Below are 23,094 nucleotides of genomic sequence, written 5' to 3'. Positions count from 1 at the left end.
CGCTGCAATGATGACTTGTGACAAAACCTCTGATAAGAGCGCGATCTCTTAGAGGATTAGTCACATGCCTCCTTCCCCGGATTCGCAAAGGGTCCAGCTCAGAAACCTGCTCGATGGCCGTAGCATGATGCGCGCGCAAGAACTGCGTGAAGCTGGCATCAGCGCGCAAACGATCGCGCGCGCCGTCGAGACCGGGGAAATCGAACGTATCTCGCGCGGGGTTTACCAGAAGCGTGGATCCGAGATCGAGGAGAATCAAATCCTCGCGGAGGCGGCCATACGCGTCCCCAAGGGCGTGATCGCTCTTGTGTCGGCGCTCGCCTTTCACGGTCTGACCGATCAAATGCCGCGCCGCATCTGGATGGCCATAGGCGCCAGCGACTGGGCGCCGGTGCAGTCCTATCCCCCGATGCGCATGGTGCGGTTCACCGAGCGTTATCTGCGCCAGGGCGTCGAGAACCATATGATCGCTGGCGTTGAGGTCCCGATCTATTCTGTCCCGAAGACCCTTGCCGACCTCTTCCGCAATTCCAAGCTGGTTGATCGATCGGTCGCCGTAGAAGGCCTGCGCGCCGCCATCGAACAACGCAAGGCGACCCCAAGCGCGATCGCTCAGGGCGCAAAAGCGGGCGGCGCGTGGAAGATCATGCAACCCTATCTCGAGGCCCTGACGTCCAATGGCTAAAACGCCGACCAACATGGCCAAGTCCGTCAAGGATCGGCTGCTCAACATCGCCCGTCAGGAAGGCCGGGTGTTTGACGTTCTGTTGGTGCGGTTCGCGCTGGAACGTCTGCTCTACCGGCTGTCGATCTCAGAGCATCGTGACCGTTTCGTCCTGAAGGGCGGGATGTTGGTCACGGTCTGGGTCGAGGACGACAATCGGGTGACCCGAGATGCGGACTTCCTGGGCCATGGCGACCCCAACCCCGAACGCTTGGCCGCCGACTTCCGGGAGATCATGGCGATCGAGAGCGAGGACGGACTCGTCTTCGACCTCGACGCCCTGGCCGCGACAGCCATCCGCGAAGAGATGGAATATGGCGGCACCCGCCTCAAGACTGTGGCCTATCTCGAAAAGACGCGCATCCCTGTGACGATCGATATCGGCTTTGGCGACGCCATGGCCGATGCGACCCAGAAACTCGACTACCCGACCTTGCTGGATCTGCCTGCGCCCAACGTGCGTGCCTATCCGCCCGCCACTGTGATCGCCGAGAAATTCCAGGCGATGGTTGCGCTGGGCGTCCTGAACGGACGGATGAAGGACTACTATGATCTGTGGGCCATCCCGCGCGCGCTTGAGATTAGCGACGCTGATCTGGACGCGGCGATCACCGCGACGTTCGATCGCCGCCAGACGGCGATCCCGACGGAGAGGCCGCCGGGGCTTTCGGCCGAGATGGTCGATGACGAGGTCAAGCAGCGCCAATGGCGCGCCTACGCGGCGTCCGTAGAACTCGAGAACGTGTCGCTGGAATCGATCATCGACAAGGTGTGGGGACTGGTCGGGCCGTCGTGCGCGCGGATCGTGGCAAAAGCAGCGGAGACCGCATGATTTCCGCCAACGGTGCGGCCAGCGACGCCGGGATCATCGACGTCTGGAACATCGATACGTTCGACATCGAACTGCGTGGCGATCTCGACGCTCACGCCGATCTCATCCGCGACTACATGATCACCTCCCGACGCCAGTCGCGCGAACATGAGGCCTCTGACCATAAGACGCCCTATCCCGAGAACCCCCATGCGGGTGAGTTCCTGGCGTTGAACGAGCACATCATGCGGCTGATGGAGGCCCGGACGATCCGGGCCTGGCACTATACGCGCATGACTGACGCGGAGATCGACGCCGTTCGAGAGAAGGGCATCTATCCGTCGAGCCTCGACAACATCCGGTCGCGCTTCGACGCGCAGGTCGTCGCGGGCGCCTTCAGCCAGGAAGTCGCCGACCGCTTGTTCGCCGACAGCCCTTACCAGCGCCAGTTCGAAGCCCGCGCAGGCATGTTTTGGATGACCTCGCATCCGATCGACATCGAATACGACGGGGTGGCGGTTTTCCTGGAGAGTTGGGGCGGGGAGGCGGCCCATTTCTGCCAGGAAGATGAGGCCATTCGGGACACGCTGAAACAGATCGGCCGTCCCCGTGTCCTGGAGATCGCCATGCCGCTCAGCCATTCCCGGCGTAGCTACTCTGCGGCCGAAGCCGTGGTCGCCACCTATGGCCGCACGCTCGGTTGCCAGCCGGATAAACAGGACTTCGACCTCTACAGTGAGCAGCCACTCAGCCCCGCCCATATCCTCGCCGTCCATAGCGAAGGGGAGCCGGCTTTCAGCGCCATCGCTCGGGGTTATCCAGTCCAGTTCGTCGACGTGAACCTCGGTCGCTGGGGTGAAGAATGAGCGAAGCGGACACCTCGCGGGACGCCGTCAGTTTCCTGCGCGGAATCGCCAGCGAACTCGCCGAAATCCATAGCGGCAGCGACTATTCGCAGTGGCGCGGTGAAGCGAAACATCGTGTAGCCCAGCACCTATCGCGCGCTGAACCCTTCGCCGACTTCGCGACCGCTTGGGTCTTTATGGGCGACGGCGCCGGTGCACTGGTCGGCGGCAATTTCGGCGGCTGGGCGATTGATCGCCTTGTCGAGAAGATGACGCCAGAAGACATCATCACCGTCTTCCACGAAGAAGTGGCGCGTAACGCGGCTGTCTATGAAGACGTCTCGCCTGTGCTCGGTGTCGAGATTACGGAGGCCCGTGACCTCGGCGGCGGCGTTCGCCTCGCGCCGGCCTCAACTGACATCTTCAGCGGCTTCGACTATCCTTGGCGATATGCGTGGCCGAACCTGCCAACTGGAACTGGTTTCCTCGTCCAGTCCTACACTGTCACGCCCGCCTTCGAGCGTTTGGCGCCAAGTGCGCCCGGACCGGTCGGAACCAGCACAACACAACCTCAATTACCGGCGCGGGACGCCGTGCGACGTCGTTTTCGCCTTGCCTGCCTGATCGGGTCCCTTGGCGCGGTTGAACTTCCGATGTCGGTCATCCTTGCTGACCGACGCGCCTCGATGGCGGTTGGCGGCACCCTGTCAGCGCGTCCATTCGCATCGCACCCGGTCGTGGCCTTTCCCGCTGATGTTGATGCCATCAGCCTCGCATTTGGCCAACTCTCGGCGTTCGCCGAAGGCGACAGCCTGACGCGGGCGATCGACAGGCTCGGGCGCTCTCGGCTCGCGGTCCATCCTGTCGATCGCGCCCTTGATCTGGGTATGGCGGCGGAGATCGTGCTGATGCACGACAACGGCACGTCGAACACGGAGATCACTCATAAAATCGGTAGCCGCGCCGCGTGGCTGCTGGGCAAGGATGAGAGTGAGCGAGGGGCGATCTTTGACGAGATGAAGCACCTGTACAAAGCTCGCTCTGACGCGGTCCATTCAGGCGTGCTTCCATCGAAGTCCAAGGTCGACCTCGATGTCGCCGATCAACTTGTCGTTCGGGTCGTTCAGGCCATCCTCGAACGCGGGAAGTTTCCGGGCTGGGCAAGTCTTACGATGGGTGGGCAAGGCTGATAGCGCGCGGCGAGGTCGCGGCCCGATCGACCCTGCAGTGCAATCTCGGCGCAACCTCCCGGCACTTCGCCTTTTCGTCTCAGCGGCTTGGAAGGTTGGCGACGATGGTCGTCAGCATCTGTTCAATCGCGCCCATCGGACCCGCCATGCGACCGTCGATGAGGTGCGCGTGCCCTTCGCTGGCTTCAAATTGGTACGAGGTCTCGAAAGCTTCCACTGAAGCCGGATCTGGCGTTACGCCGACAGCGACGAGTTGTTCGTAGGCGTGAACCATGAAGTTGAAGAGGCAGGGATTGATGTTCACCGCCTCGCCATACCAGTGGAAGCGGCTCTCGCAGGCGGCGCGTGTCTTGGCGCGCCACTTCTCGTCCACCGTCTCGATCGCCTGTTCGACCTGATCGCGTCGGACCAGGCAAAGAAAGGCCAGGTCGCTGACGGCGGGCGAGGGGATCACCCGCACATTGGCGTCGATTTCGTCCTGATGGTGCGCGAAATTCCGAAGCGCCTTCAAAGCGGTGAACTCTTCCAGATGTTTGAAATCCTGGACCTCGGCCTTCTTCAGTCTGTCGTCGAGGCTGTGCATCGCTGTGAGCGTGTGGAACAGGGTGTCCGGCCCTGGAGCCACGCTGTGCGCTTCGTAGGCGCGGAATAAGCGGGCGGCTGCGCTAGCGGCGGATTGCATGGCGGGAGATTCATTGGGCGTGGTCATGGGCGCAGCTAGACCCCACAGGTGTGCCGCCTCAAGCTCAATCGGCAGGCGTCAGTTTCCGCCTTCCGGCGCATGCAGTGCACGCAACAAGTCGCCGATGGAGCGGCCGCGGACGCGGCACACAGCGATGACACGGTCGAAAACAATCACACGTCCGCTGCGGCCGCGGCGAGCTTCGCAGGCTACGATTTGCCCAGAAGCCACCTGTTGGAGAAGCGATTTTGAAAGTCGGCCGTTCGCTGCGTTAAGCTCGGGCGCGTCGAAGTCGGCCAGGCGTACTTCGATCCACGTCGCAGGATCATTGGAAGTGCCGACGCAAAGACTGTCCCCATCGCCCACGTAACGCACCGTGCCGGTGAACTGCTGCCCCGGTTGACCGGGGAGGCGGCCCTCACACGGATCAGCTCGCGCTGATGTCGCCGTTCCCACTAGCAGGAGGGCGCCCAAAGGAAGGCTCGACGCGCGGATCAATCGCCAAGTTGAAATCATGCCGCCAGCCTCATGAGCTTTTTGGCGAGCATGGCACGGACAAACTTGTCCCACTTCGCCATGCCGGCGCGCTTCTCGGCCATGTAGTTCCAGCGGTCGTAGTGCTTCGAGCTGACGTCCTGAAGTGCGTGGTTCTGCAGGCGGTCGCGGATTTCCTTCGGAACTCCAGCCTTGCCAGCCAAAGTCTTGAACGTCCGGCGGAGGTCGCGATTCGTCGCGTGCGGGATCACGCCACGGTCCCGCTGGCGCCAGACAAAGCTATAGAGCGTCCCATGGCTCACAGGCCTTGAAGGATCCTTCGCGGAGGGGAAGTACCATCCGAACTCGTTCGGCGTGATCGACTCGATCAGTTCGGCGGCAAGCGACGGCACCGGGACCGCGTGCGGCTGAAGATTTTTGGTCTTCGACCAGTCGATAATCTTCTCCTTGGCCTCCCATTGATCGACGTGAAGACGTGCGATTTCCTCGACCCGTTGGCCGGTCAGCATGAGAAGTTGGACGGCGCGAAGATAGGAAGGCGTAACCGGCGTGTCTGGGCATTCCAGCCAGCGATAGAGTTGCACGAACTCGTCCTCGCTGAGCCAGCGCGTGCCTTGGACCTTGGGTTCGGTCGGAATGCCGGTAGCCGGATTGAACGGAATGCGGAAACGGCGGGGAGAGGCGTTCCGGTAGTCGTTGTCCGATTTCATGCCCCAGCTGAAGGCGGCGTGGATGTAGCACCGGACATGGTCCGCCATCGATCGCGCGCCGCGCTCATAGATGGGGCGGATCAATTCGACGACTTCCTCTGACTCGATCTCCCGCGCGAGGCGATTGCGTCCCAAGGTGTTGGCGATTTTGTTCAGGCCCTTTTCGGTTTCCTTCCAGGACGGTTTGCCGGCCGACTTCAGCGAGGCGACGTAGCCCTCGAACAGATCGGCGACCGTGCCGGGTCGCGTGTCAGTGGCGATCTTGATGCTTCGGCCCTTCTGGATCACGTCGGCAAAGTCACGCTTGAAGACCTCGCGAGCTTGTCCGAGCGACATCGACGGGTAGGCGCCGAGCTTCTTCTTCGTCCGCTTCCCGTCGCGCCACTGCTGGGCCATCCAGTCAGCGGTAACGCGCTTGGGCATGGGTTTCAGAACGAGCACGAGCCGGCCAGTGCCTCGCCCTTCACCGTCGGCGAGGTTTTCTTGCTTCTGGCTGGCTTCGACGCGCTTCAGCGCGTGGCGAATCGCGGTGTCGGTCAAGCTGGGCATCGCATTCCTCCTCTTTCCCTAACTGGGATCGGTTGAGGAGAAACGGGGATCGTTTGCTGGGAGCGGAAAGCCGTATTCTACCCCTTCAACCGCCCCCAATATGCCGTAACCGCCCCCTGTACGCAATTGCCAAATAGCCGCCAAATCATTGATGTTTCAGTGGTACTGAGCGTGATCCAGCGTGATCGAAATAGGGGTAGTGGGGTGGTTGTGGACCAAAATCAGCGCCGAGGCGTTCACCTCCAGCGCGCGGCGGATGATCTCTCGGGGATAGACGGGGACGTGATCGACCGTGCCGCGGCCCAGTTCCTCATCCGCGATCAGGACGTTTTTGCGATCCAGATACAGCACGCGGAACTGTTCGATCTCGCGATGCGCCATGGCGGTGTGGCAGTAATCCAGCAGCGATTGCCAGCTGGACAGCACCGGGCGGTGCATGATGCGCGCGCGGGCCAGACGCTGCGCCGAAGCCTCGACGATCTTCAGTTCCACGATGACGGCGGGCCCCACGCCGGGCACGGCCTGCAACCTGGCGGGCGGGGCGGTCACCACACGGTTGAAATCGCCGAAGGTTTCGATCAGCAGCCGCGCCAGCGGTTTCACATCCTGACGCGGGATGGCGCGGAACAGCACCAGCTCCAGCAATTCGTAATCGGGCATTGCCCCGGCACCACCTTGCAGGAACCGTTCGCGCAGCCGGGCGCGATGATCGGCCAGATACGAAGGCGCGGCCTTGCCCGGGGCGGGCGGCGCCACGACCGCATCGTCCGCCGCAGGGGCAAACAATGGCAGGGGCATTTCGCGGAAAGATCGATTCGGGTCCATGCCAGCAGCATGATCCCGAATCCCTGAAGAAAGGGTTAAGACCGCCTCAGCGCGTCATCCCGTCCCAAAAGCTTTTCACCTTGTCGAAAAAGCTGTCTGATTGCGGGCTGTTATCGGCCTTGACCGCCTCGAATTCGCGCAGCAGATCGCGCTGGCGCGGGGTCAGGTTGACGGGCGTCTCGACCGTCAGTTCGATCAGCATGTCGCCGAAATCGCCGCCCGCACCGGGGCCGTGGCGCAACGGCGGCATGCCCTTGCCGCGCAGGCGCATCTGGCGGCCGGTCTGGCTGCCGGCCTGCACCTTCACGCGGGCGCGGCCGCCGTCGATCGTCGGCACCTCGACCTCTCCGCCAAGGGCGGCGGTCGCCATGCTGACCGGCACCTGACAGGCCAGCATCTTGCCGTCGCGCAGGAAGATCGCGTGTTCCTGAACCTCGACAAAGATGTACAGATCGCCGGTCGGCCCGCCACGCAGGCCCGCCTCGCCCTCTCCGGCCAGACGGATGCGTGTGCCGGTCTCGACCCCGGCCGGGATGTTCACGGACAGGGCACGGTCATGTTCGGTGCGGCCCGCGCCATGGCAGACCTTGCAGGGATTCTTGACGATCTGGCCCGCGCCGCCACAGGTCGGACAGGTCCGTTCAACGGTGAAGAACCCCTGTTGCGCGCGGACCTTGCCCATACCTGCACAGGTCGGACAACCGGCGGGCTGGGTCGCACCCTCGGCGCCCGTGCCATTGCAGGCCTCGCAAGAGACCGAGCCGCGCACGTTGATAGGCTTTTGCACCCCGGCATAGGCGTCTTCCAGCGAGACCCGCAGGTTATAGCGCAGATCCTGCCCGCGCTGCGCCCGCGTCCGTCCGCCGCCACCGGCAGCGCCGCGGCGACCCATCATGTCGCCGAACAGATCCTCGAACACATCGGCGAAGGCTGCGCCGAAATCGCCCGGATGCCCGCCCCGCGCGCCACCGCCGCCGCCCATGCCACCTTCGAAAGCGGCATGACCAAAGCGGTCATAGGCCGATTTTTTCTGGTCGTCCTTGAGGCAGTCATAAGCCTCGTTCACTTCCTTGAAGCGCGATTCGGCAGTCGCATCACCCTGATTGCGGTCGGGATGCAGCTCTTTGGCCTTGGTGCGGTAGGCCTTCTTGATCTCGTCCGGCCCGGCCCCGCGCGTGACCCCGAGCACCTCGTAATAGCACCGCTTGCTCATGTGTCATCCTGTTCAGCTGGTCCAGAAATCAGGCCGGCCCGCGATGGGCCGGCCCTTTTTCCGGTCAGCGGCTCTGATCAGCCGCGCTTCTTGTCGTCGCCGAGATCCTCGAAATCGGCATCCACGATGTCGTCATCGACGTCACGCGGGCTGTCGCCATCGTCACGACCGCTGTCCTCACCCGGCGCCTGCGCCTTGTAGATCGCCTCGCCCAGACGCATGGACGCGTCCATGACGTTCTGGATGCCAGCGCGGATCTTGCCCGGCTCTTCCGATTTCAGCGATTCTTCCAGCGCGCCGACGGCCAGTTCGATCGCTTCGACGGTCGAGCTGTCGACCTTGTCGCCATGATCGGCCAGCGACTTCTTGGTCGAATGGATCAGGCTTTCGGCCTGATTGCGGGCCTCGACCAGTTCGCGGCGGGTCTTGTCGGATTCGGCATTGGCCTCGGCATCCTTCACCATCCGCTCGATATCCTCGTCGGTCAGACCGCCCGAGGCTGCGATGGTGATGTTCTGTTCCTTGCCGGTGCCCTTGTCCTTGGCGCTGACCGACACGATGCCGTTGGCGTCGATGTCGAAGGTCACCTCGATCTGCGGCATGCCGCGCGGCGCGGGCGGAATATCCTCGAGGTTGAACTGACCCAGCATCTTGTTGTCGGCCGCCATCTCGCGTTCGCCCTGGAAGACGCGGATGGTCACCGCACCCTGATTGTCCTCGGCGGTCGAGAAGATCTGACCTTTCTTGGTCGGGATCGTGGTGTTGCGGTCGATCAGGCGGGTAAAGACCCCGCCCAACGTCTCGATGCCCAAGGACAGCGGCGTCACGTCCAGCAGCACGACATCCTTGACGTCGCCCTGCAGAACACCGGCCTGAATGGCAGCGCCAAGGGCCACCACCTCATCGGGGTTCACACCCTTATGCGGCTCTTTGCCAAAGAAATCGGTCACTTCGGCGACGACCTTGGGCATGCGGGTCATGCCGCCGACCAGAACGACCTCGTCGATGTCGCCCTTGGTCAGACCGGCATCCTTCAGCGCCTCTTGCAGCGGCTTGATGGTGCGCTTGATCAGGTCCGACACCAGGCTTTCCAGCTTGGAGCGGGTCAGCTTGACGACCAGGTGCAGGGGCGTGCCGCTGTCCTTGTCCATGCTGATGAAGGGCTGGTTGATTTCGGTCTGGCTGGAGGAGGACAGTTCGATCTTGGCCTTTTCAGCGGCCTCTTTCAGGCGCTGCAGGGCCATCTTGTCCTTGGACAGATCGACGCCATGTTCCTTTTTGAACTCGTCGGCCAGATAATTGACGATCCGCATGTCGAAATCTTCGCCACCCAGGAAGGTGTCGCCGTTCGTGGACTTCACCTCGAACAGGCCGTCGTCGATTTCCAGAATGGTGATGTCGAAGGTTCCGCCGCCGAGGTCATAGACCGCGATCGTCTTGGTTTCCTTCTTGTCCAGACCATAGGCCAGTGCGGCTGCGGTCGGCTCGTTGATGATGCGCAGAACTTCAAGACCGGCAATCTTGCCCGCATCCTTGGTCGCCTGACGCTGCGCATCGTTGAAATAGGCCGGAACGGTGATCACGGCCTGCGTCACCGGCTCGCCCAGATAGGATTCGGCGGTCTCCTTCATTTTCTGAAGGATCATCGCGCTGACCTGAGCGGGGGAATACTTCTCGCCCTGAACCTCGACCCAGGCGTCGCCGTTGCCACCATCCGCGATGGTGTAGGGGACCATCTTGCGGTCCTTTTCGACGGCCTCGTCGCCCATGCGGCGCCCGATCAGGCGCTTGACGGCAAAGACGGTGTTGGTCGGGTTGGTCACGGCCTGACGCTTGGCGGGCTGGCCGACCAGACGCTCACCATCCTTAAAGCCGACGATCGAGGGCGTGGTGCGTGCGCCTTCGCTGTTCTCGATGACCTTCGGCTGGCTGCCGTCCATGATCGCGACGCAGCTGTTGGTGGTGCCGAGGTCGATGCCGATGACTTTGGACATGTATCTATAACCTTTCTTGCGGCGATATTCGTGGCTTCGGGTCCGTTTCGGCCCCCGCGGCCCGATCCCTTGCTTGAATCTGGCCCGGCGCCGCCGGACCGCTTCGGGGGTGTATATAGGGATGCAATTCAGGCCCGCAAGCACTGCTACCGTTCAAAATCCGCGCTTTTCGGCCTTGATGGGCAGGCAAGGGGCACAGCCCGCCCTATTGCCCGGCGCTCCAGCTGACGGATTCGTATTTGCGCGTGGTAAAGTTGATCAGCAGCCCGATCATCAGCGCCCCGATAGAGATCCACAGCGGGTAAAGCAGATCGGTCCGGTGCGGGGAATAGTTGATGAAGATGTATCCCCGGGTCTGATCGATCAGGTGAAACAGCGGGTTCCACGAAAACCACGGCAGCAGGAAACCGGGCATCGCATTGGCGACGAACATCTTGCCGGACGCGATCATGTTGATCCGCTGATAGATGTTCGTGATCATCGTCGACGCCTGCGGCGACCATGGACGAATGCCCAGAAACACCAGCCCGACGCAGCAGCCCGAAAACCACGCCAGCAGATACAGCATCCCCGCCCCGACGGGGTCCTCAATGGTGATCTGTTCGAAGGTCAGGTGATAGACCGACAGGATCACGATGCAGCTGAGGGTCTGGCGATACAGGACCGCAAGCGCCGCGCCCGAGATCAGGATCGCCGCGTTCAGGGGCTCGTGCTTGACGATGCCCGCCGACACCGAATGGCTGCTGGACACCGCCGAGGCGGTCTGCACATGCGTCATGAACAAGAAGATGCCCGACATCACGAACAGCATGAAATCGCCCCGGATCGGCGATCCCCGGATCCCCACCAGCAGATACAGAGTCATTAGCAAGATCACCATCAGGGCGCTTTGCATGATGGTCAGAAGCAACCCGATCACCGCATTCCGATGCGTGGTCCGCAGATTGTAGACGCTTTGGTGATAGATCAGCGCCAGCGTCTTGAAGGCGGCCTGAAACAGGTTGTTCGTCTGGCGCTGCTTGAACACGTTTTGCGCTCTCCATCTTGGAACGAGGCGGTCATGGATGGGCAAAGCTGCCAAGGAACGCGGCAGTTCATCTCCGGACGCTTGCCCATGACCCTTGGCCGCATCATAAGAGGGGCCGGACCCCCGCACAATCCGGCAGCGGGCACCGGCCCCCTGCAGGGAAAGGAAAACCGATGCAATTTGACCGATTGACCACCGAGATGCGACGCCTTGCCCTGCAGGCAGGCGAAAAGATCATGCAGATCTATCAGGCCGACGATTTCGACATCCGTTCGAAATCAGACGATTCGCCTGTCACCGCTGCGGATGAGGCTGCCGATGCGCTGATCTCGGCCGGTCTGCGCGAGGCCTTTCCCGATGTCGCGCTTGTGACCGAGGAACAGTCCGACACCCATACCCAGACCCTGCGCACCTTCCTGATCGTCGATCCGCTGGACGGGACCAAGGAATTCGTGCAGCGGCGCGGCGATTTCACGGTCAACATCGCCTATGTCGAAGATGGCATCCCGGTGCGCGGCGTCGTCTATGCCCCGGCCAAGGGTCGGCTGTTCTATACCACCGCCGACGGCCGCTCGGTCGAAGAGCAGGGGCCCTTCGGCGACACCCCCGGAGAGATCGCGCCGATCGGCGTCAACGCGACCCCCGACAACCGCGCGCTGATGGTCGTCGCCTCGAAATCGCATCGCGATGCGGCAACCGACGCCTATATCGAGAAATATGGCGTGCGCGACATGACCAGCGCCGGCAGCTCGTTGAAATTCTGTCTGGTCGCCACCGGAGAGGCGGATCTGTATCCGCGCCTTGGCCGCACGATGGAATGGGACACGGCGGCAGGCGATGCCGTCCTGCGCGGCGCCGGAGGAGAGGTCGTGCGGTTCGACGACCACACCAAGCTGGCCTATGGCAAGCCGGGCTTCGAAAACCCGTTCTTCATCGCCTATGCCCCCGGCGTGCTGTTGGTGAAGGAATAGGATGTCGGTCGTCATCGTCATTCCGGCGCGGTTCGCGTCGACGCGCTATCCCGGCAAACCGCTGGTCGAATTGCGGGGTGCCGATGGGCAGGCCCGCAGCCTGATCCGGCGCAGCTGGGACGCGGCCATGTCGGTGCCCGGTATCGACCGGGTGATCGTGGCGACCGATGACGACCGCATCCGCGACCACGCGGCAGCGTTCGGGGCCGAGGTGGCGATGACCAGCCCCGATTGCCGCAACGGCACCGAACGCTGCGCCGAGACCGTTGCGGCCCTGTCCACCACCCCCGAGATCGTGGTGAATCTGCAGGGTGACGCACCGCTGACCCCCGCCTGGTTCGTCACCGATCTGGTCGCGGGGCTGCGGGCCGCGCCCTGCGCGCAGGTGGCCACGCCGGTCCTGCGATGCACGGGCCGGATGCGCGCCGATCTGATTGCCGATCGCCATGCGGGCCGGGTCGGCGGTACCACAGCGGTCTTTGGCCATGACGGGCGGGCGATGTACTTCTCGAAAGAGGTGGTGCCCTTCGTGCCGGGACAGATCGCCGATGATGCACCCAGCCCGGTTTTTCATCACGTCGGCGTCTATGCCTATCGCCCCGAGGCGCTGGACGAATATTCCGGCTGGCCGGAAGGCTTGCTGGAACGGCTGGAAGGTCTGGAACAGCTGCGCTTTCTGGAACGCGGTCGCCATGTCCTGTGCGTCGAGGTCGAGGCCCGCGGCAGGCAGTTCTGGGAACTGAACAATCCCGAGGACGTTCCGCGCCTTGAAGCGATGATGGCCGAAATGCGGATGAATTGATCTTTCCTGCATCTTAAGACAGGTCCGATATGAAATATTTGTATAATTCAACGGAATGTCTTGGCGGCAAACTGCCCAATGAATAACCTGCAGTTGAAGTCTTGGCCGATACATGAAGGTATCGGCGCCAATATGGCGGGAAATGTCCCGCCGAACCACCAGAGGTATCCGACATGGGTCGCAAGGTCACAAAAGCCATTTTCCCCGTTGCGGGCTTGGGAACGCGTTTCCTTCCCACCACGAAAAGCATCCCCAAGGAAATGCTGTCGCTGGTCGACAAGCCGCTGATCCAATACGCGATCGACGAGGCCCGCGCCGCCGGGATCAAGGAATTCATCTTTGTGACCTCGCGCGGCAAGGGGGCGCTCGAGGATTATTTCGACCACGCGCATGAGCTGGAATCCAGCCTGAAGAAATCCGGCAAGACCGAATTGCTGGAGATCCTGCGCGCGACGAACATGGAATCGGGCGCCATCGCCTATATCCGCCAGCACAAGGCGCTTGGTCTGGGTCATGCGGTCTGGTGCGCCCGCCGCCTGCTGTCGGATGACGAGCCCTTTGCCGTCGTCCTGACCGATGACGTCATTCAGGGCGAACCGCCCTGCCTGCAGCAGATGATCGAAGCCTATGACGAGACCGGCGGCAGCATGGTCGCGACCATGGAAGTGGCGGCGGACAAGGCGTCCTCCTACGGCGTTCTGGACATTGCCGAAGACATGGGCGCCATCGTCCGCGCCAAGGGCATGGTCGAAAAACCGGCCAAGGGCACGCAGCCTTCGAACCTGGCGGTGATCGGGCGCTATATTCTGGCACCCACCGTGATGACCAACCTCAACAAGCTCAAGCAGGGCGCGGGCGGCGAGATCCAGCTGACCGACGCCATCGCCGAGGAAATCGAAGCCGGGCGCGACGTGTTCGGCCTGCGGTTCCGGGGCCAGCGCTTCGACTGCGGTTCCAAGGCGGGCTTCCTGCAGGCGACCGTGGCTTTCGGGCTGGAGCGCGAGGAGCTCAAGGACGAGTTCGTCGAATACCTGCATCAGGTCACGGCGATGCGCCGGGCTGCCGAGTAAGTCATGTCGGGCAATGTATTGGTGACGGGGGGTGCGGGCTATATCGGCTCGCACGCGTGCAAGGCATTGGCGGCGGCCGGGTTCACCCCGGTCACGCTGGACAATTTTTCGACCGGTTGGCGCGATGCGGTCAAGTTCGGTCCGGTGGTCGAAGCCGACCTGATGGACCGCGCGGCGCTGGACGCGGCTTTTGCCGAACATCAGCCGGTCGCCGTGCTGCATTTCGCGGCCCTGTCCCAGGTGGGCGAGGCGATGGCCGAGCCCGGCAAGTACTGGCGCAACAACGTCGCGGGTTCGCTGAACCTGATCGAGGCGGCGGTCGCCGCGGGCTGTCTGGATTTCGTCTTCAGTTCGACCTGCGCGACCTATGGCGACCGCGACGGCGAGGTCTTGGACGAGGATACCCCGCAGGCGCCCCTGAACGCCTATGGCGCCTCGAAACGCGCGATCGAGGATATTCTGGTCGATTTCGAGGCCGCCCACGGGCTGCGCCACGTCATCTTCCGCTATTTCAACGTCGCGGGCGCCGATCCCGATGGCGAGGTGGGTGAATTCCACCGCCCCGAGACGCATCTGATCCCGCTGATTCTGGATGCGGTGGACGGAAAGCGCGCGGCGCTGACCATCCACGGCACCGATTACCCGACCGAGGACGGCACCTGCATCCGCGACTATGTCCATGTGATGGATCTGGTCGATGCGCATGTGAAGGGGCTGGAATGGCTGCAGGCGGGCAAGGGCAGCCGGGTGTTCTGTTTGGGAACCGGTGACGGATTTTCGGTCCGCGAGGTCGTGGACGCGACGCGCCATGTGACCAACCGGCAGGTGCCGATGGTCGATGGGCCCCGGCGCGGCGGCGATGCCGTCAAGCTGGTCTGCGGCAGCAAGCGCGCCAAGACGGATCTGGGCTGGACCCCTGATCGCTCGACCATGAAACAGATGATCGCGGATGCCTGGCGCTGGCATCAGTCGGGCGATTATCAGCGGTGAGCCGCCTTTTGGCGGCGTGGCAGGCCTATCGCCTGCGCTGGAAACGCCGTGAACTGATCTGGCGGGCGATCCGCGCCCGCCATGTGCTGCGCCCGGTGATGGACCGCACGGCGACCATCCGCCCCGGCGACGTGCTGGCCGTCACCACCCTGCGTAACGAAATCGCGCATCTGCCGGGGTTTCTGGACCATTATCGCCGCCTTGGCGTCGCGCAATTCCTGATCGTGGACAATGACAGCGATGACGGCTCGGACCGCTATCTGGCGGATCAGCCGGATGTGTCGCTGTGGCGCTGCGGCGCCAGCTATCGCGCGGCGCGTTTCGGGCTGGACTGGGCCGGCGCGCTGCTGATGCGGCACGGGCACGGGCATTGGTGCCTGACCGTCGATGCGGACGAACTGTTGATCTATCCCCGGCACGACACCAGACCCCTGCCCGATCTTGTGGCCCATCTGGACCGGATCGGACAGCCGGGGATGGGGGCGGTGATGCTGGACCTGTACCCCTCGGGTCCGCTTGGCACGGCGGACGCGCCCGAGGGGGCGGCCCTGACCGAGCGTCTGCCATGGTTCGATCCGGGTCCGTGGCGGGCCCGCCGCGTCCTGCCCAAGCGCAACCTGTGGCTGCAGGGCGGGGTGCGCGACCGGGTGTTCTTTGCCGGCGAACCCGACCGCGCGCCGACCGTGAACAAGCTGCCGCTGATCCGCTGGTCCTGGCGGCAGGCCTATGTCAATTCGACCCATTCGATGCTGCCGCCGCGGCTGAACGATCTTTATGACGGGCCGGGCGATCCGCGCCTGTCGGGCGCATTGCTGCATGGCAAGTTCCTGCCCGACATCGTCGCCAAATCGCACGAAGAATTGACCCGCCGCCAGCATTTCGCAGACCCCGCGGCTTATGCCCATTATCACCGCGCCGTCGCGGCGGGTCCGGTGCTGAGGGGGCCGCAATCCCTGCGTTTTCAGGGCTGGCAGCAGCTGGTGGACCTTGGCCTGATGGGCACAGGCGAGGCGTCCCTTTACCAGAACCGCTGAAAGCCCTTGCCAAAAGGCCGCTGTCTGCACATTGCTAGGCCATGATGTCGCGTCCTCAACCCCCTGCCCCAGACCGGTCGTTCTGATGCGTCTTGGCCGCATCCGCATTCCCGACCGGCTGCGTCGCAGAACGGAACGTCAGTACCTGATCGCGCGCGCTTTCAACCGTCGCCGCGCGCTGAAACCGGTCGTGAACCGCACCGCTCAGATCCGCAAGGGCGACATTCTGGCCTTTGTGACCCTGCGCAATGAACGGGTCCGCCTGCCCTATTTCATGGATTATTACCGCAACCTTGGCGTGAACCATTTCCTGTTCGTGAACAATGACAGCGACGATGGCAGCGGCAACTGGCTGGCCGAACAGCCCGACGTGTCGTTGTGGTGGACCAATGCGGGATACAAGCGGTCGCGGTTCGGCATGGACTGGGTCAATCGGCTGCTGATGAAATACGGGTCCGGGCATTGGTGCCTGACCATCGATCCCGATGAATTCCTGATCTATCCGCATTGCGATTCGCGCCCCTTGGCGGCGCTGACCGACTGGCTGGACGCCTCGGGGCGCAACAGCTTTCCGGCGATGCTGCTGGACATGTACCCGCGCGGCGCGATCGAGGATGAGGTCTATGAAGAGGGAACCGACCCGTTCCGCATTGCGCGCTGGTTCGATCCCGCCAATTACACGATCAGCAAGAACGAGTATTACGGCAATCTGTGGATTCAGGGCGGCCCCCGCACCAGGCGCTTTTTCACCGCCGAGCCGCTGGCCGGTCCGGCGCTGAACAAGACGCCGCTGGTCAAGTGGAACTGGCGATATGCCTATGTCAGCTCCACCCATATGCTGCTGCCGCGACATCTCAATCTGGTCTATGACGAATCCGGGGGCGAACAGGCATCCGGGTGCCTGTTGCACGCCAAGTTCCTGTCCACCTTCGCCAGCAAATCCGCCGAGGAACTGGATCGTCGTCAGCATTATGCCAACAGCAAGGAGTACCGTGCCTATCATGCGGGGCTAAGGCGCGGGACCACCTTGTGGTGCAGCGAATCGCGCGAATATGGTGACTGGCAGCAACTCGAAGATCTGGGCCTGATCTCGCGGGGGAACTGGGCATGACACGCGAGGTCCAGATCGGTGTCGTTCTTCTGTGCCACGCCCGGCTGGACGTGGCCGCGCAGATGGCCCGCATCTGGGTCGATGGCGGCGCCCGCGTCGCCATCCATGTCGATGCCAAGGCCTCGGCCCGGTCCGTCGCGCGGATGAAGGAACAGCTGGCCGATCTGCCGGGTATCGTCTTTTCGCGCCGCCACCGCTGCGATTGGGGCCGCTTCAATCTGGTCCGCGCCACGCAGGATGCCGCCCGCGCCCTGCTGGACAGCTTTGAGGGGATCACCCATGTCTATCTGGCGTCCGGGTCGTGCCTGCCCCTGCGTCCGGTGTGCGATCTGGCGGCCTTTCTGGCGCTGGACCCCTATTGCGACCATATCGAAAGCGTCAGCGCGCTGGATGTCGGCTGGACCGTCGGCGGGCTGAACGAGGAACGCTTTACCCTGTATTTCCCGCTGGACTGGCGGCGGCAGCGCTGGATGTTCGACCGGCTGACCAGCTGGCAGCGCAGGCTGGGCATCCGCCGCCGCCTGCCCAAGGGACTGGCGCCGCATCTGGGGTCGCAATGGTGGTGCCTGACCGCCACGACGCTGCGCGCCATTCTGGACGATCCGCGCCGGGCGGAATTCGACCGGTTCTTCCGGATGGCCTGGATCCCCGACGAAAGCTATTTCCAGACGCTGGCGCGGCGCCATGCCGTGCGCATCGAAAGCCATTCTCTGACGCTGGCCAAGTTCGACCATGACGGGCGCCCCTATCAGCTGTACGACGACCACACCCTGATGCTGGAGGAATCGCGCTGTTTCGTGGCGCGCAAGGTCTGGCCGCATGCGGAACGGCTGCTGACCCATTTTCCCGTGGTCCCGGCGGCGCAGCCCGATGTCAGCCCGCCGCAGCCGCAGCGGATCGAACGGCTGATCAACCGCACCGTGCGCCGCCGCCTGCTGGGGCGGCCCGGTCTGTACATGCAAAGCCGCTTTCCCCGCAAGGATTCCGAAAACGGCAAGACCTCGGCCCCCTATGCGGTCTATCAGGGCTTTTCCGACATCTTTCCGGGGTTCGAGGATTGGCTGGCCGGCAATGTCGAGGGCGATGTCCACGGCCATCTGCTGGGCCCCGAGATGGTCGAGTTTGCCGGCAGGCCAGAGATCGGGCCCGGCGCCATCTCATCCTCGACGCTGATCCGGGACCGCGATCCGACCGGATTTCTGACGGCGCTGATCCGGATTTCGCCGCGCATGCAGATCTTCCAGTTCAGCCCGCGCGACAACCAGACCCTGAACTGGTTCATCGCCACCGATCCCAATGCGCAGATCCATGTGATCACGGGCGCATGGATGCTGCCCTTGCTGGAATCGGGTATGCCCTTCGACGACATCCGCCGCGTCACCGCCCTGTTGCAGCGCGCCGAACTGCATCAGCTGGACGTGCTGAACTCGGTCTGGGTCAAGGCGCGGGTGCATGTCCACGAGCTGAACGATTTTCTGGCCCGGCCACAGGCGATGCTGTTCCAGTCGGTCCAGCAGCTGCCCTTGCATCCGGGCGCCCCCGGCGACGCGCCGCCCATGCGCGACATGCACGGCCTGTCCGAACTGTTGCGCAAGCTGCGCAATTCCGGGCTGCGCCCGCGCCTGACGGGCGATACCCTGCCTTTGCCCGAGATTGTACTGACCGAAAGGACTGCCGCCGAATGACGTCCCCCTTCCGCCGCTTTGTCATCTTCGCCGAGATGCGCACCGGGTCCAACCTGCTCGAGGCGACGCTGAACGCGCTCAAGGGGGTCACCTGCTATGGCGAGGCGTTCAACCCCTATATGATGGGCTGGCCCGACAAGGACGAATTGCAGGGCGTCACCCGCGAGGAACGCGAGGCCGACCCGATGCGGCTGCTGAAACTGCTGTTCGACCGCCCGGGCCATCTGCCGGGCTTTCGCTATTTCCACGACCATGATCCGCGCGTCTTCGATGCGATCATGAACGATGCCGATTGCGCCAAGATCATCCTGACGCGCAATCCGCTGGACAGTTATGTCTCGACCAAGCTGGCATGGGAAACCAACCAGTGGAAGCTGAACGAGACCGAGACCCCGATCCCCGCCGCGATCAGTTATGACGGGCCGGAATTCCGCGACATGGTCTCGGCCGTGGAACGGTTCCAGCTGCGGGTGATGCACCGTCTGCAGGTGACCGGCCAGACCGGATTCTGGCTGGGATACGAGGATCTGCGCGATGCCGAGGTGATGACCGGGCTGGTTCACTGGCTGGGCCGCACCGATGTCGCGCGGGTCGAACCGGCCAGCGATCAGGTGCCCCAGAACCCGCGCGAGCTGGCCGACAAGGTCCGCAATTTCGACCAGATGCAGGAAGACCTCCACCAGATCGACCCGTTCATGCTGCGCCGCATCCCCAATTTCGAACCGCGTCGGGGGCCGTCGGTGCCCAGCTTTTCGACCTGCGATGCGGGCAGCGGGCTGATCTATATGCCGGTGCGCTGCGGCCCCGGCCCGGCCATCCGCGCCTGGATGGCGGGCCTGGGGCCGGTGACCGGCGATCTGACCCAGACCAGCCTGCGCCAGTGGAAACGGCAGCATCCCGGGCATCGCAGCTTTACCGTCCTGCGTCATCCGCTGCACCGCGCGTGGACGGCCTTTCGCCAGCTGCTGGACCATGGCTCGCCCGAGCTGCGCCAGCTGATGCGCAGCGTTCACCGCGTGGCCCTGCCTGCGGATGATGCGATCGCGGGCCTGTCGCTGCCCGACCAGCTGGATCTGTTCGCGCAGTTCCTGTCCTTCCTGCGCCGCAATCTGAACGGTCAGACGACCCTGCCCACCCATGCCGGGTGGGCCAGCCAGTCCGAGGTCATCGCAGGCTTTGCCCGCGTGGCCACCCCCGACATCCTGATCCGCGAGGACCGGCTGATGCAGGATCTGCCGCTGCTTTGCGATGGTGCGGGTCTGGACGACGCGGGGCTGGCGCATCTGGATCTGGCGCCGATGCCGGAATTCCTGCGTGAAAAATCACTGCTGCAGGCGGCGAAACAGGCCTATCTGCGCGACTATATCGCGTTCGGCTTTGCCGACTGACCCCGGGCCACCGATACCGGCAGAGGCCGGCGCGCTTGCCGCATCGAAAGCCGCCGCGCGGCACGGCATGCCGCCCAGCTGATCCAACCGTGGTTGGACTTGGCGCCAGACCAAGGGTATAGCACCGCAAATGGACCCGAGCGGTGGCGGCGCGGGCGGGATCGATGGGGATCAAGTGATGAAGATACTTCTGGTGGGGGCGGGGCTGTCGGGCGCCGTGATCGGGCGCGAACTGGCCGAGGCCGGGCATGACTGCCGCATCATCGACGCGCGCCCCCATATCGCCGGAAACTGCCATACCGAACGCGATCCTGATACCGGGGTGATGATGCATGTCTATGGCCCCCACATCTTTCACACCGATGATCAGGGCGTGTGGGATTACGTCAACCGCTTTGCGACCTTTCTGCCGTTCCAGAACCGGGTCAAGACCACCGCGCAGGACCGGGTCTATTCGCTGCCCATCAACCTGCTGACCATCAACCAGTTCTTTGGCACCACCCTGCGCCCCGACGAGGCCCGCGCGCTGATCGAAAGCAAGGCCGACACCACCATCACCGACCCCCAAAGCTTCGAGGATCAGGCCCTGCGTTTCGTCGGCCCGGAACTGTACGAGGCGTTCTTCAAAGGCTATACCGAAAAGCAATGGGGCTGTTCACCGACCCAGCTGCCCGCCTCGATCCTCAAGCGGTTGCCGGTGCGCTTCAACTACGACGACAACTATTTCTTTCACCGCTTTCAGGGGATGCCGCGGGACGGCTATACCGCGATGGTCGCCGCCATTCTGGATCACCCGCGCATCACCGTCGATCTGGACACCCCCTTCACGCCCCAGATGGGGGCCGCGGCCGATCACGTTTTCTGGTCGGGGCCGCTGGACGGGTATTTCGACTATCGCCTTGGTCGGCTTGGCTATCGCACGCTGGATTTCGAACGCTTCACGACGCAGGGCGATTATCAGGGCTGCGCGGTGATGAACTATGGCGACCGTCAGGTGCCCTTCACCCGCATCACCGAACACAAGCATTTCAGCCCCTGGGAAACGCACGAGGGCACGGTCTGCTATCGCGAATATGCCCGTGCCGCCGAGCCGGGCGAAACCCCCTATTATCCGATCCGTCTGGTTCAGGAAAAGGCGCTGCTGGAACAGTATGTCGATCTGGCGCGCGGGACACCGGGCGTGACCTTTGTCGGACGGCTTGGCACCTATCGCTATCTGGACATGGACGTGACCATCCGCGAGGCGCTGGAGACGGTGGCGGTCTTTAACCGCAATTCCGATCCCATGCCCGCGTTCACAGTGACGGTTTGATCAGATGTTGAAAAGTTTCTTTTCGCGCAAGCGTCCGGCGCCGCCGATGGCGCGGCCAGAAACGGCCTTCAGCCACGAACTTGGCATGCACCGCCTTCAGTTCGAGCCGGGCAACGGCACGCTGGTCGTCAGCTTTGACAATGCCGCGCGACCGGGACACGAGGCCTATGACGGTCGCCCGACATGGGGCGACGCGTTTTATCGCGACGAAGGCTATTCCCTTCTGGGCGTGATTGCCCGGCAGGCGGTCTGGTATCGCGACGCCGATCTGATCCGCGCCCTGAACAAGATGCGCGATGACGGGTTCTTTGCGTCGTTCGACCGGGTCGTCATGACCGGCGGCTCGATGGGCGGATTTGCTGCGGCGGCCTTTGCCGGGCTGGTGCCGGGCGCGGTCGTCATCTCGTTCAGCCCCCAAAGCACGCTGAAAAAGGGCACCGTCCCGTGGGAATGGCGCTTTGCGGAAGGCCGGGCCCAGAACTGGCGTCTTCCTTATGGCGAGGCTGCGGACGGGATCGGCCATGCCCGCCATTGCTATGTTCTTTACGACAGCCTGGATCGTCTGGACGCCCGCCATGCGGCGCGCTTCGGACAGGGCGCCACCATCACCCATCTAAAGCTGCCCGGAGGCGGGCATGGCGTTTCGCGGCTGCTGTCGCAGATGGGGATCCTGAAACAGATCACGCGCGAGATGATCGACACGACGCTGACACCCGACCGCTTTCAGACGCTTGCGCGACGGCGCAAAGGGTCGGCGCAATATCATATCGTGATGGCCAGCCACGCGATGGCGCGAAAGCGGCCAGAGCTGGCCGGACGGATCTGCACCGCCGCCTTGCCCCGGTTTCCGCAATCCCCCGATCTTGAAAGGATCCGGAACGAGGCCGCCAAGACCATGAATACGCCTGATAAGACCGGTCAGTCTCGCCCCCCTGCACCCCCGATGCCAACGGACCCTGCCATGACGCCCACCCCTTCTCACCGGTTGACGGCGCGCTTTCCCCAGCTCAAGCGCAACATCTTCATCATCACCTATGGGCGGACGGGATCGACCCTGCTGCAAAGCCTTGTCCAGACCCTGCCCGGATGCACGATGCGCGGCGAAAACCACAACGTGATCGAACCGATCTGGAGCGCGGCGATGCGCGCACGCCTGACGCGCGGCTCATGGGGCAAAGAACAACAGCCCGAAAATCACCCGTGGTACGGCGCCGATCTGATGCGTCCCAGCATCTTCGGGGCGGGGATGATCGATGCCCTGATCGACCATGTGCTGCAGCCGCCCAGAGACGCAAAATATTTTGGCTTCAAGGAAATCAGGTACAACGCATTGGGTGATCGCTTTCCCAATCTTCTGGAATTCATGCGCTATCATTTCAAGGATCCGCTGTTCATCTTTAACACGCGCAATGTCAGCGATGTCGCGCAATCGGCATGGTGGAAAAACTGGAAGGAAGAGGATGTCAAAGCGCTTGTTCACGACATGGACAAGCGCTTTGCCGATTATCATGCGGCCCATCCGGACCATTCGATCATGATGTCCTATGAAAGCTTTTCGCGCGACCCGCTGGCGATGAAACCCCTGTTCGACAAGCTGGACGAGCCCTTCGATCAGGCGCAGATCGAGGCGGTTCTGGGGGTCCGCCTCAAGCATTAGGCGATCTGC

At 63.2% G+C, this 23,094-nt stretch carries 20 protein-coding genes; 14 read left to right on the top strand and 6 right to left on the bottom strand.

Annotated elements, in window-relative coordinates:
* The first annotated feature begins 64 nt into the window (after positions 1-64).
* Genes EG885_RS03495 through EG885_RS03480 form a run of 4 tightly spaced genes read left to right on the top strand, consistent with a single transcriptional unit; the run spans position 65 to position 3,570 of the window.
* The gene (locus EG885_RS03495) at positions 65-685 is read left to right on the top strand and encodes a type IV toxin-antitoxin system AbiEi family antitoxin domain-containing protein (RefSeq protein WP_131573087.1); all 621 of its coding nucleotides are present in this window, start codon (positions 65-67) and stop codon (positions 683-685) included.
* A 13-nt stretch (positions 686-698) separates the two neighbouring features.
* On the top strand, positions 699-1,556 hold the full coding sequence (locus EG885_RS03490; RefSeq protein WP_207392187.1) for a nucleotidyl transferase AbiEii/AbiGii toxin family protein: 858 nt from the start codon (positions 699-701) through the stop codon (positions 1,554-1,556).
* The gene (locus EG885_RS03485) at positions 1,553-2,401 is read left to right on the top strand and encodes a hypothetical protein (protein ID WP_131573085.1); all 849 of its coding nucleotides are present in this window, start codon (positions 1,553-1,555) and stop codon (positions 2,399-2,401) included. The genes EG885_RS03490 and EG885_RS03485 overlap by 4 nt, the downstream gene beginning before the upstream one ends.
* Positions 2,398-3,570, top strand: a complete 1,173-nt coding sequence (locus EG885_RS03480) for a HEPN domain-containing protein (protein WP_131573084.1) — start codon at positions 2,398-2,400, stop codon at positions 3,568-3,570. The genes EG885_RS03485 and EG885_RS03480 overlap by 4 nt, the downstream gene beginning before the upstream one ends.
* A 79-nt stretch (positions 3,571-3,649) precedes the next feature.
* On the opposite strand, the gene EG885_RS03475 is transcribed toward EG885_RS03480, so the two are convergent.
* The 6 genes from EG885_RS03475 to EG885_RS03445 form a co-directional block, all read right to left on the bottom strand.
* Positions 3,650-4,279 (bottom strand): hypothetical protein, encoded by a 630-nt coding sequence (locus tag EG885_RS03475; protein ID WP_131573083.1) that lies wholly within the window; start codon positions 4,277-4,279, stop codon positions 3,650-3,652.
* A gap of 485 nt (positions 4,280-4,764) precedes the next feature.
* Positions 4,765-6,006, bottom strand: a complete 1,242-nt coding sequence (locus EG885_RS03465; protein WP_131573081.1) for a tyrosine-type recombinase/integrase — start codon at positions 6,004-6,006, stop codon at positions 4,765-4,767.
* A gap of 156 nt (positions 6,007-6,162) precedes the next feature.
* Positions 6,163-6,831 (bottom strand): JAB domain-containing protein, encoded by a 669-nt coding sequence (locus EG885_RS03460; protein WP_131573080.1) that lies wholly within the window; start codon positions 6,829-6,831, stop codon positions 6,163-6,165.
* 46 nt (positions 6,832-6,877) lie between these two features.
* Entirely contained in the window at positions 6,878-8,044 is a 1,167-nt protein-coding gene (dnaJ, locus tag EG885_RS03455) for a molecular chaperone DnaJ (RefSeq protein ID WP_131573079.1), read from the bottom strand.
* A gap of 77 nt (positions 8,045-8,121) precedes the next feature.
* The gene (gene dnaK, locus EG885_RS03450; RefSeq protein ID WP_131573078.1) at positions 8,122-10,038 is read right to left on the bottom strand and encodes a molecular chaperone DnaK; all 1,917 of its coding nucleotides are present in this window, start codon (positions 10,036-10,038) and stop codon (positions 8,122-8,124) included.
* A gap of 205 nt (positions 10,039-10,243) precedes the next feature.
* Positions 10,244-11,065, bottom strand: coding sequence for an ABC transporter permease (locus EG885_RS03445; RefSeq protein WP_131573077.1), 822 nt, complete (start codon positions 11,063-11,065; stop codon positions 10,244-10,246).
* A gap of 173 nt (positions 11,066-11,238) precedes the next feature.
* Here EG885_RS03445 and cysQ point away from each other — a divergent pair, with 173 nt between their 5' ends.
* The 10 genes from cysQ to EG885_RS03395 all read left to right on the top strand — a co-directional run bounded on the left by cysQ (position 11,239) and on the right by EG885_RS03395 (position 23,085).
* Positions 11,239-12,036 (top strand): 3'(2'),5'-bisphosphate nucleotidase CysQ, encoded by a 798-nt coding sequence (cysQ, locus tag EG885_RS03440; RefSeq protein WP_165571023.1) that lies wholly within the window; start codon positions 11,239-11,241, stop codon positions 12,034-12,036.
* Between the two features lies 1 nt (position 12,037).
* Positions 12,038-12,838 (top strand): 3-deoxy-manno-octulosonate cytidylyltransferase, encoded by an 801-nt coding sequence (locus EG885_RS03435; protein WP_131573076.1) that lies wholly within the window; start codon positions 12,038-12,040, stop codon positions 12,836-12,838.
* Between the two features lie 173 nt (positions 12,839-13,011).
* Positions 13,012-13,908, top strand: a complete 897-nt coding sequence (locus EG885_RS03430; RefSeq protein ID WP_131573075.1) for a UTP--glucose-1-phosphate uridylyltransferase — start codon at positions 13,012-13,014, stop codon at positions 13,906-13,908.
* A 3-nt stretch (positions 13,909-13,911) separates the two neighbouring features.
* On the top strand, positions 13,912-14,898 hold the full coding sequence (gene galE / locus EG885_RS03425) for a UDP-glucose 4-epimerase GalE (protein WP_131573074.1): 987 nt from the start codon (positions 13,912-13,914) through the stop codon (positions 14,896-14,898).
* Positions 14,895-15,932 (top strand): glycosyltransferase family 2 protein, encoded by a 1,038-nt coding sequence (locus EG885_RS03420; protein ID WP_242679482.1) that lies wholly within the window; start codon positions 14,895-14,897, stop codon positions 15,930-15,932. The genes galE and EG885_RS03420 overlap by 4 nt, the downstream gene beginning before the upstream one ends.
* Positions 15,933-16,017: 85 nt before the next feature.
* A complete protein-coding gene (locus EG885_RS03415; protein ID WP_131573073.1) occupies positions 16,018-17,043 on the top strand; it encodes a glycosyltransferase family 2 protein in 1,026 nt (341 codons plus the stop codon).
* Positions 17,040-18,728, top strand: coding sequence for a DUF5927 domain-containing protein (locus EG885_RS03410; RefSeq protein ID WP_131573072.1), 1,689 nt, complete (start codon positions 17,040-17,042; stop codon positions 18,726-18,728). The genes EG885_RS03415 and EG885_RS03410 overlap by 4 nt, the downstream gene beginning before the upstream one ends.
* Positions 18,725-20,116, top strand: coding sequence for a hypothetical protein (locus tag EG885_RS03405; RefSeq protein ID WP_131573071.1), 1,392 nt, complete (start codon positions 18,725-18,727; stop codon positions 20,114-20,116). Before EG885_RS03410 ends, EG885_RS03405 begins: the two co-directional genes overlap by 4 nt.
* 178 nt (positions 20,117-20,294) lie before the next feature.
* The gene (glf, locus tag EG885_RS03400; RefSeq protein WP_131573070.1) at positions 20,295-21,428 is read left to right on the top strand and encodes a UDP-galactopyranose mutase; all 1,134 of its coding nucleotides are present in this window, start codon (positions 20,295-20,297) and stop codon (positions 21,426-21,428) included.
* Positions 21,429-21,432: 4 nt separating this feature from the next.
* On the top strand, positions 21,433-23,085 hold the full coding sequence (locus EG885_RS03395; protein ID WP_131573069.1) for a sulfotransferase: 1,653 nt from the start codon (positions 21,433-21,435) through the stop codon (positions 23,083-23,085).
* Positions 23,086-23,094 lie beyond the last annotated feature (9 nt).

Origin of the sequence: Paracoccus nototheniae (genome assembly GCF_004335005.1) — a bacterium.
In the GTDB taxonomy this organism is placed as follows: domain Bacteria; phylum Pseudomonadota; class Alphaproteobacteria; order Rhodobacterales; family Rhodobacteraceae; genus Paracoccus; species Paracoccus nototheniae.
This window is presented reverse-complemented; position numbering and strand designations above follow the sequence as displayed.